General features: G+C 44.6%; 6 protein-coding genes and 1 pseudogene. 5 read left to right on the top strand and 2 right to left on the bottom strand.

Annotated elements, in window-relative coordinates; all coding sequences use genetic code 11:
• A partial coding sequence (locus BLQ17_RS19100; RefSeq protein WP_143005563.1) for a helix-turn-helix domain-containing protein occupies positions 1-311 on the bottom strand: 311 nt, incomplete at its 3' end.
• Positions 312-352: 41 nt separating this feature from the next.
• Positions 353-649: pseudogene (locus tag BLQ17_RS19095) on the bottom strand (hypothetical protein); the annotation flags it as partial.
• A 947-nt stretch (positions 650-1,596) separates the two neighbouring features.
• Here BLQ17_RS19095 and BLQ17_RS19090 point away from each other — a divergent pair.
• The 5 genes from BLQ17_RS19090 to BLQ17_RS19070 all read left to right on the top strand — a co-directional run bounded on the left by BLQ17_RS19090 (position 1,597) and on the right by BLQ17_RS19070 (position 9,729).
• A complete protein-coding gene (locus BLQ17_RS19090; RefSeq protein WP_218121850.1) occupies positions 1,597-1,983 on the top strand; it encodes a MarR family transcriptional regulator in 387 nt (128 codons plus the stop codon).
• Between the two features lie 126 nt (positions 1,984-2,109).
• Positions 2,110-3,708, top strand: coding sequence for a BCCT family transporter (locus tag BLQ17_RS19085; RefSeq protein WP_092225754.1), 1,599 nt, complete (start codon positions 2,110-2,112; stop codon positions 3,706-3,708).
• A 156-nt stretch (positions 3,709-3,864) separates the two neighbouring features.
• Complete coding sequence (locus BLQ17_RS19080) at positions 3,865-4,551, top strand: cysteine hydrolase family protein (protein ID WP_092225753.1); 687 nt, start codon at positions 3,865-3,867, stop codon at positions 4,549-4,551.
• 1,010 nt (positions 4,552-5,561) lie between these two features.
• Positions 5,562-6,752, top strand: a complete 1,191-nt coding sequence (locus BLQ17_RS19075) for an alginate export family protein (protein WP_092225752.1) — start codon at positions 5,562-5,564, stop codon at positions 6,750-6,752.
• A gap of 277 nt (positions 6,753-7,029) precedes the next feature.
• Positions 7,030-9,729 (top strand): molybdopterin-dependent oxidoreductase, encoded by a 2,700-nt coding sequence (locus BLQ17_RS19070; protein ID WP_092225751.1) that lies wholly within the window; start codon positions 7,030-7,032, stop codon positions 9,727-9,729.
• Positions 9,730-9,823 lie beyond the last annotated feature (94 nt).

Below are 9,823 nucleotides of genomic sequence, written 5' to 3'. Positions count from 1 at the left end.
CTATTCCAAAGAGCGAAAGGTAATTTAAGTTGCTTTGGGTTCTTATCAGTTAATAGTCTTTTCAATTCAGCTTCTTGAGACTCAGTCAACTTTCGCTGCTCAACAGAACCTCGCCCCCTTTTCTTGAGCTGAATAGCTTTATTACCACCTTTTTTCCATGCACGAATCCATCGGCAAACTACGTCGTAGTGAACTGAAACTATTTCGGCAATCTCTTTACGGGATTTACCTGCCTTGAACAAACGTATAGCTTGGTCACGATTGTGTTGTTGGACTTCTCTGGGAAGATTTCTTGCGTCTGTAGTTTTCATGCAGACAGTGTACACTATTTAAGACCTAAATGCCCGCCGGATTAATAGCTCGATTCCCCCTGCCGTTTCTGTTGCAGTGATTCCAGACGGCTTTCCAGTTTGGTGAAGTTGCCGCCCCTCGACAGGAGTTTCTTCTCCAGCAATTTCTCTAACCGGGTGTTCAACGAGGGGGCATCTTCTTTCCTCTTCGGTTCCAATGCCGACAGCATACCCTCCATGGCCTGGTTCTGCCACCGGTCCAACAGCGTCCAATTCAGTTGCATTTTCTTGCAGATCTCGGGGTCGGTTCTCTTTTCCGTCCACACCAGCAATACCGCCTTGAGTTTTTCTTCCGCACTGAACGTTCTGCGAACTCTCGTCTTCTTTTTATTTTGTCATCGGTAACACTCCTTCTCCTAAAGGATTCTCATGTAAATCCTCACAATTAGAAAGTGTTACCCCTTTTTCTGATCTCTAAACGCTCATTAATTGGTAGTTAAGACAAGCAAAGGTCTGTTACAAAAATTCGCCTTTGAGGTGCACGCTAGAATATTAACAAATATTGTTTACCAGGAAACAATTTATTGTTGACGAAGGAAACAATCCACGATAAGCTGATTTTAACGTTTCATTTTGAGGAACCCGGTGAAAGGGTCGCCAGATCAAGTCAATAGAGGTTTATAGGATGAGTATTGAACACTCTTATGTCGCTATTGTGGAGAGGAGGTTGCAGCAAGACTTCAATGCGCAAGTTGATATGTTTCGCCATTACGCTTGGTGACTGTGTACGAGAAGTAGATCAGAAATCCATAAATGCGAGCTTAATAAGTTTTGTCTGTACTGAGGATTTGCGCGATTCGGTTGTGTGTGGCATAGAAGTTTTCTAATATTCTTAAATGTTACGGATTCGGTTGATGGTATTTGTCGACCACGGTGCAGAAGCACTACATAAGTAGCAACTCTGCACGATTAATCCGTACGTTGATAAGTAGACATTCGTTAACGAGGAATTGACCCGTAACATGCTGATAATAGGTTTATTTGAAATTCAGATAATGTTTGCTATTTAGCCTTCGGATTAAGATCAGCTTTGAATGTGTTGAATATAGTTTGGGATCTTAAATATTTCGCATATTGACCAGAGGCCGAGGGAGCCGAGAGCACCTACACAATAAACATCCGAAAGCACCAAAAGTGCGGGAGAACAATACGTGGAGTTGAGATGAATAGGCAGTCTATATCATATCCAAATTTATTGTTATCGAAATTTCTGGAACTGTACGACAAGCAGGACGTGTTAACAAAATTGGATTCTAGAAATGTAATACAAGGTTATGGAATATCAGACACCAACTGCATCGAGCAAATAGGTAGCACAGAGAATCTAAATGTTACAAAAATAGCTAAAAAGCTACACTTAACTCGAGGCGCGGTGAGCAAAATCATAAAAAAGCTTATTTCTAGTGGAGATGTTATTTCTTATCAACATGATGAAAACAAAAAAGAAATTTATTACAAGCTAACGGAAAAGGGGCGATTATTATACAAAGAACATCATAGACGCCATAAGGCATGGGAAGAGCGAGATCTAAAATTTTTTAATGAAATACAAGAAAAAGAGTTGGAGGTAGTGTGCAATTTCATGAATTCTTTTAATAAATATTTAGACAAGGAAATTAAAAAATTAAAATAATAGAGAATGTACTTTGCAAACCAAAAGGCAACGATTCATGTCTAGCCACCTAGACCGAGGAACACTTGTTATTTGAAACGGACAATTGTGTCTACCTAAATCACAGATATAAGAGAGGTTAAGCTAATGGCTGATTCGACTGGAATATCAGAGATAAGCAAGACAGACAGGCCGGTGATTAGTGCTTTGCTGGCAGTTGCTGTTCTGACAATTTTAGGCTGTGTTGTTGTGCCAGATATGATGAATAAAGGCATTGCCACAGGCACTAAATTTTTGTCAGAGACTTTCGGATGGTTGTTTTTGGGAATTTATGCTGTGAATTTATTAGCCGTTTTCGCGATCGGTTTTTCTCGGTATGGCTCAATTAGATTAGGAGGATTGGAAAAGCCTGAGTTTAGCCTGTTTACCTGGATGTCAATGTTTTTTACGGCCGCCCTGGCTGTTAGTCTTATTTTCTTTGCTCCTGCTGACCTTATCATGCAGGCAGCTACGGTTCCACCTGCCTTTCCGGGAATAACACCAGGTTCTAATGAAGCTGTTGAGGCTGGAATTGCTTATGTAGGTGTTAACTGGTTGCCTATGTTCCCCGGGTATTCTTTAGCGGCTCTAGGCATAATGATTGCCGTATATCATAAGGGGATGCCATTTACGCCGAGCTCAATGTTTTATCCTTTGCTTGCGAGAAATAAAGAGGGAGGTTGTTTTGGGGGATTTATCGGCAGGAGCTTTAATTTTTTCAGCGCTCTGGCTATCTTGGTTGGAACAGTAGCGCCGATCGGACTGCTATCCTTATCTCTGGGGAGGTCGCTGGAGGTGTTGTACGGTGTGCAACCAACGAATATGCTGTACTTCGGCATCATCGGGACAATCATGGTAGTGGTTACTCTTGCCGCAGTTACTGGATTGTACAAAGGGATAATGTACATGGCTAAGTGGAATGCTTATGGCCTCTTATTACTGGGACTGGCCATTATGCTCCTTGGGCCCACTCGTTATATTGTAACTCTTTTCTTCTCTTCCTGGGGAATCATGCTCAAGGAATACCCCAGGTTGGCTCTTTGGCTTAATCCAGGAGGGGACATGACTTGGTTAAGCTACTGGCCAATCTTTTTTGCTGCTTTTTGCATAGGTTGGATTCCCATTATGGGGGCATTTCTGGCTAGGATTTCTAGAGGCCGTACTGTACGAGAAATCACCGTAACCGCTACCGTCATTTTGAATGTAGCTTTTATAGCCTGGTATATCATGATGGCGGGAGCATCAATTCATTATGATCGCCTTTTGAACGGGTTAGTGACTAAGGCGTTGTCCCTGGGTGGCACGGAAATGGTTCTCTGGACTTGGCTGAATCAAGTTCCCTTTCACCAGATACTGGCTCCGTTAACTATTGTCATAACAGTTTTATGCTTGGTGACAACAGCCGACTCTATAGCTATTACGATTTCGCAGGCTACAACTGGGGCTACAAATCCAGGCAAGATGCACAAGGCTTTGTGGAGTATCGCGATGTGTACCATGGCTGCCATGCTGGTAGTTGTCGGAGGTGCGGCCACCATTCAAGGAGCCATTGTTATAGTTGGCTTTCCTATAGCGATATATATGGCTGTATACAACTTTCACTGCTTGCCAAAGATTTTGGTAGACGTTGAAACACTGAGTAATAAATGCGCTGACGAAGAGTATGTTAACGTGGCACTTGCATGTGAAGAATGTCCAAGTGAATAGTTGGTGTGTAACATACTGTTAATAGGACGTATTTATTTAAAAATGACAATATATTCGTCGAGGCTTGCTGATTGTAACAACTCTGCGCATGGTTGTAGATTCTATTAAAACTGAATCAGTTGATGAATCAGCGGCTTTAAAATGGAAAGAAATCACATGAAAGCGTACTTTAATGGAGTCAGAAAAAACATTACAGACAAAATGTCTGAACTCTATCTCAACCCCGAAAAAACGGCAATCGTAACTATTGACATGTGCATGGGGCACCTTTCCGAAGCCCCCGAGGCTCCCTGTCCTGCACCTCGGGCACGGCAGATTGTCGAGCCAATCAATAGCTTTACAAGCACGTGCAGGAAGCTAGGTATACCAGTCATTAACGTTCGTTCAACTCTTCGCGCTGACGGTTCTGATGACATCAATGGCAACATCAGCGCATGGAGACTGACATTTCCGATGACGACAGGTAGCATTCCGGGAATAGACCAGCATGCTATTGAGGAATCGCAATGGTGCGATTTTGGCATTGATGTTCAAGACAACGATTACATCGTGAGCGGAAAGAAGCGGTTGAGTGCTTTTTACACAACCGACCTCGAGCTATTGATACGCAACCTACGCAAAGAGGTCATTGTGTTAACTGGAGCTATGACTGACTGCTGCGTCTTAAATACTGCATTTGATGGTGCTAACCGGGACTTTCGGGTGATAGTTCCAAGAGACCTCTGCCGGGGCTTTGAAGATATGGAAGAATCAGCGTTGCGTATCATTTCCTTGTACTTGGGTTTGGTATTGGATTCAGACGAATTGGTAACAGAATGGGAGACTTCTACAGGCAGGAATTAGTTCGGCTGGAATATTAAGGCACAAGCAAGGGAATTGTATGATTGCAGATGGCAAGAGCATTGTCCTGCGTGAAACATGCAAAACAAAGTTCTTTTTATGTCTTCTTGGAAAAAAAAAGATACTGTTACCAGTTTTTTCTCGGTGTCTACTGTCAATCAGCGTTCAAGGTTGACCCCATTGGCTTAAATATCTTTTATCTTTAATAGCTGTTAATCATCTAATATGAATAAATTTTAAAAATAAAAAATATTCAGGCCTCCTGCCGCAAAGGGGTCAATATTCAAAGAGGAAAAGGGTCAAATTTCGACGCTGAATATCACTAACGATCGATACAAAGGTATTGATGGTTGACGAGTTGTCACTTGGACTCATGCCTAAGACCATTGATATTTGTTACGAATTTATAGAACTGTTAAACAGTTTGTGAACTTCAGATGATCCCGGCCAAGGATTCCGTTTGATTCCGGGCAAACCAAAAGGAGAGTAGCGACACATGGAAAATACGCGATTAGGGAAGTACACCTAATAAAAATCTGAGATGCTATAAAGATAGTCGGATCCTTCTGGCTAAAGCGCACTTGTCGAAAAAATGAATGCAAAAAGTGGAGACAGTGCGCCTGTCGAACAAAAAGAGCAAAAGATAAATAAGGAGGGCATAAATTCTCGAGCTTGCTCGTGCGATGGATTCGGCATTTTTGGGTATCGTTATAACTAAACTGACTACTGCAAAAAGAGAACTTGTATGCATTGTCACCAAGGAGAAGTTCAGCATTCAATGTTGCGTTTGTAAAAGTAAAAAGGCACTGAGCTCTTCTGCCTTTTGATCCTGTCCTTTGCATCTGTCCATAGGTTCGACCTGGGTAAATTGTCCAACCATAGCAGAATATCTTCACGGTTGGCCTCGTGGTATTTTGCGAGGTTTTAGCTGACGATCCGCTAGATAACCTGTGAAAGATAAAAACGGCCTTTTGAAGAGAGGGCTAAAAAAATAAAATATGGAGAAGATTACAATGAGAAAGGTTATTGCTTCAGCCGTTGGCCTCATTTTCGCTGGTGGTGTGGCGGCTACCACTGCATCTGCAGTGGAGAATCAATTCGGCGGTTACTGGCGTACCCGCGCTTTCGTTCAGGATGAATTTAATCAGGACGGCGAAAGCTACGGACGCATTGACAGCCGTACCCGTCTCTACTACACCGCAAAATTCAACGACGAATTCAAGTTCGTAAACAAGTTCGAATTTGATTACAACTGGGGTAGCGAGCCTCTTGGAGATGTCGGTACTGACGGTACTGTATTTGAAATTAAGCACTCCTATGCTGATTTCACTCTCGGTAATGTTCGTACTAAGCTTGGTATCCAAGGTTACACTATTGCCCGCGGTTTTATCTTCGACGACGATTTTGCCGGTATCGTAGTTGCTCCGAAATTCGGCAACGTTAGTCCATCATTTGGATACATCTCTGAAAAGACCGAAGACGGTGGCGGTTATGACTATACCGAAGGTATTGCTTTTTTCCAGGTTGGTGTACAGGTAAGCGACAACCTGAATCTTACTCCATACTTTATATACTACTCAGCCGACGAAGGTACCTCCGTTGATTCTGAAGGCGTGGTAACTCCTGAGGGCGATTGGGATTCATTCTACTTTGGCGCTGATTTCAATCTGAAGATGGACGTAGGCAGCGTATGGGGTTCTCTGATCTATAACGGCGGCGACTATGGTGATGACGACATCAGGGCATTCCTCGGCGCCCTGGGTGTTGACGCAGGTATCGCACACGGTCAGGTATTCTACGCTACCGGTGACGACGATCCGACTGACGGCGACATGGAAGCATTCGTCGATCCTATAGGGGCTTGGTATTACTGGTCTGAGATCATGGGTTACGGTATTTTCGATAATCAAGTATCTACCGGCTCCTATGCGGATGGAGCGACCAATATTTTCGCAGTTAACGCCGGAGTAACCGTTAAGCCTGCCGACAAACTGACCTTTACTGCAGACCTCTGGTACGCAATGCTTGCGGAAAACGATATAAATGGCGAAGACGAGCTCGGACTTGAAGTCGACGGTAAACTTACCTACGCTCTTATGGATAACATGAATATTGATGCAGTTCTCGCATATCTCGTTTCCGGTGACGCAACCGGTGATGAAGATGTCTTCGAGAGTGGTGTACGCTTGTCTCTCAAGTTCTAATTCGAGCAACGTATCGAGTTAGCGCAGTTTAATATTAATCCAGCGAGAGGGTGTAAGAAACTTTGTGTAAACGTCCAGTCGATCAATTTCCCAGCATCCTCTCTTCAAAAAGGATCATAAACTGATTTATGGTAGCTGGTTTCCACCATTGACGAACTACCCCACAGCCAAAGCGTAGAGGAAGGGTGCATGCTAATTTCGGTGCATAGTAGAAATCATATACATTTTATAATTTATATTAGTTCCTTAACTACAAATTAGGACAAGGAAAATATCCATGGAATCGGTGAACATTACAATCAATGGACAGGATATTGATGCTCGCTTTGAGAAGGGCACGACCTTATTGCAATATTTACGGAATACGGCGTGTTTAAAAGGTGCGAAAGAATCGTGCGGAACCGGTCACTGCGGTGCCTGTACCGTAATTATAGACGGCGAAGCGAAGCGGTCCTGCGTCACGAGGATGGAGCGTCTCCAAAGGGCATCGATTACGACCATTGAAGGATTGATTTCTGAAGGACAGGTTCACCCGATTCAGAAAGCTTTCCTCGATGTGGGTGCGGTTCAATGTGGTTTCTGTACCCCGGGAATGATAATAGCGACCAAGGCGCTCCTGGACAAAAATCCTACCCCATCCAGACAGGAGATTATGGAGGGTTTGAAAAAGAATTATTGCCGTTGCACGGGGTATGTGAAAATTATCGAAGCGGTTGAAATGGCGGCAAAATGGCTAAGCGGCAATGCAGACGCCGGGGTGTTGAAGCCCATGGAAGAAACCACTATTGTAATCGGGGAGACCGGTGCGGATATGGTAGCTCCAAGAGGGATCGCCATGGGCAAAGCACTGTGGGATATGGATGGAATTGACAAGGCAAACGGTAGCCTGAAGTACACGGATGATTACGAAATGCCCAGTATGTTGCACGGTGCTGTCGTCTGGAGCCAGCGGGCCCACGCTAAAATATTGTCAATAGACTACAGTGCGGCGTTGGAAATGCCGGGAGTTGTCAGCGTCATTGATCACCAACATGTTCCAGGAACCAACGGAATAGGGTTATTGACGCCTGATTTTCCGGTTTTCGCCAAAAATGAAGTCAATATGATTGCTGACTGTATTGCTTTGGTTGTCGCCGACACAGCTGTACATGCCAGGGCAGCGGCAAAAAAGGTTGTCGTGGAGTATGAGGATTTGCCTGCAATTTTCGACATGGAGGTCGCCAAGGAGCAGGAGTCATTGTTTGGACATATCTTCTATGACACCGGTAAGGTAGACGAATTAAAGAAAAGTGATAATCTGCTGGTCTTGAATAACGTGTATGACATTCCAAGGCAGGAACACGCATGTATGGAAACAGAGTCTACCTTCGCATACATGGAAGAAGGAAAACTGATTCTGTATGCCACCACTCAGTCACCATATGAACTTAGAGAAATGATTTCAGGCGTCATGAACATGCCTGAAAATGACATACAGATTATCGCGCCTCCACTTGGCGGCGCTTTTGGCAAAAAGTGCGATCCATATATGGAAGGGGCTGCCAGCGTCGCGGCTTTTGCTTTGAACAGGCCGGTCAAAATAACTTTGAACAGAAAAGAGTCGATATTTCTGACAACTAAACGACATCCGTACAAAATTGATTATGAGATCGGCTTGAAACCGGATGGGCAGATTCAGTATATTGACGCTCGTTTTCTGTCTGACGGTGGCGCCTACATGACCTTGAGCCCGGCAGTTTTGGAGCAGAGTATGATTTTCTCATGTGGACCGTACCGTATTCCGGGTGCACGCGTCGACGGGTATTCGCTCAAAACCAATAATGTTCTTTGCGGTGCCTTTCGGGGATTTGGAATAAATCAGGCGGCGATTGCCATCGAGGTTGCTTTGGATATGGCGGCGGAGAAGCTGGGGCTCGACCCTTTCGAGATCAGGCTGCGAAATGCCCTGAAGCAGGGCGATATAACGTTCACAGGCCAGTGTGTTGATTACAGTGTCGGCATTATTGATACTGTAAAGATCTGTCGGTCTGCGCTGAGAAAAGAGTTTGCTGAATACAAGAAACAGTATCCGGTCGGGGACAAGGTCTTGGGATGGGGGATGGCAAGCGGGTTTAAAAATGTCGGCGTCGGTAAGGGTGTTGTCGATGACGGAGGAGCCATTTTTACCAAAAAAGCAGACGCTAGTATCGAGCTGCGTGTATCGGGCGTTGATATGGGACAGGGATTTAGGACAGCGATGCGACAGCTGGCCGCAGAAGCGCTAGGTGAAGACATCGATAATATTCATTTGGTAAATGGTGATACAGAATTGACCTTGCGTCATGGGCAAGCAGTTAGTGAACGCCAGACCCTGAACAGTGGCCATGCAGTCGTGGAAGCGGCAAAATTATTGCTGAAGGAAATGGAGGAAAATCCATGGTATCCGGGAGAGGAGCGATCCGCCCAGTTTGAATATGTGGCCCCTAAAACCTATGCTCTGCACGATGAAAAAGGCCGCAGGGAGGCTGGAGATAAATACAGAAACTACCCGTCATACGCCTATACAACCCAGGCCGCTATCATCGAAGTTGACAAAAAAAGCGGTGAGGTAAAGGTGCTGAAGGTTGTCGCGGTGCACGATGTCGGAAGGGTCATTAATCCCAATATCATCGAAGGACAGATTGAAGGAAGTTGTTCCATGGGCATCGGCTGGGCTTTAACTGAAATTTTTGAAGTGGAACAGGGGATGCCCAAGCAACAAATCTACAGCAAATTGGGTCTGCCGACTATTGATGAAACCCCTCTGTATAACATCACCCTCGTTGAAAATCCTGAGCCTGAAGGCCCGTTCGGTGCGAAAGGTATCTCTGAAGTTGCTACTGTGCCAATGACACCAGCCGTAATGAATGCGGTGTATAATGCTACCGGGTTGCGATTCATGACATTGCCGATTACGAAGGAAATGATTGTTGAAGGCCTTAAGGATAAAAATGTTTGAACCCGTTATGGGGAAGAGTTTATGCTGGAGCGAACTGGCTTGTATTGCACCCGGGTTCGACAGTCATAGCTGCGATAGTCACTAAAAGCGTTGA

It is taken from the genome of Desulforhopalus singaporensis (assembly GCF_900104445.1).
GTDB classification, from domain to species: domain Bacteria; phylum Desulfobacterota; class Desulfobulbia; order Desulfobulbales; family Desulfocapsaceae; genus Desulforhopalus_A; species Desulforhopalus_A singaporensis.
This window is presented reverse-complemented; position numbering and strand designations above follow the sequence as displayed.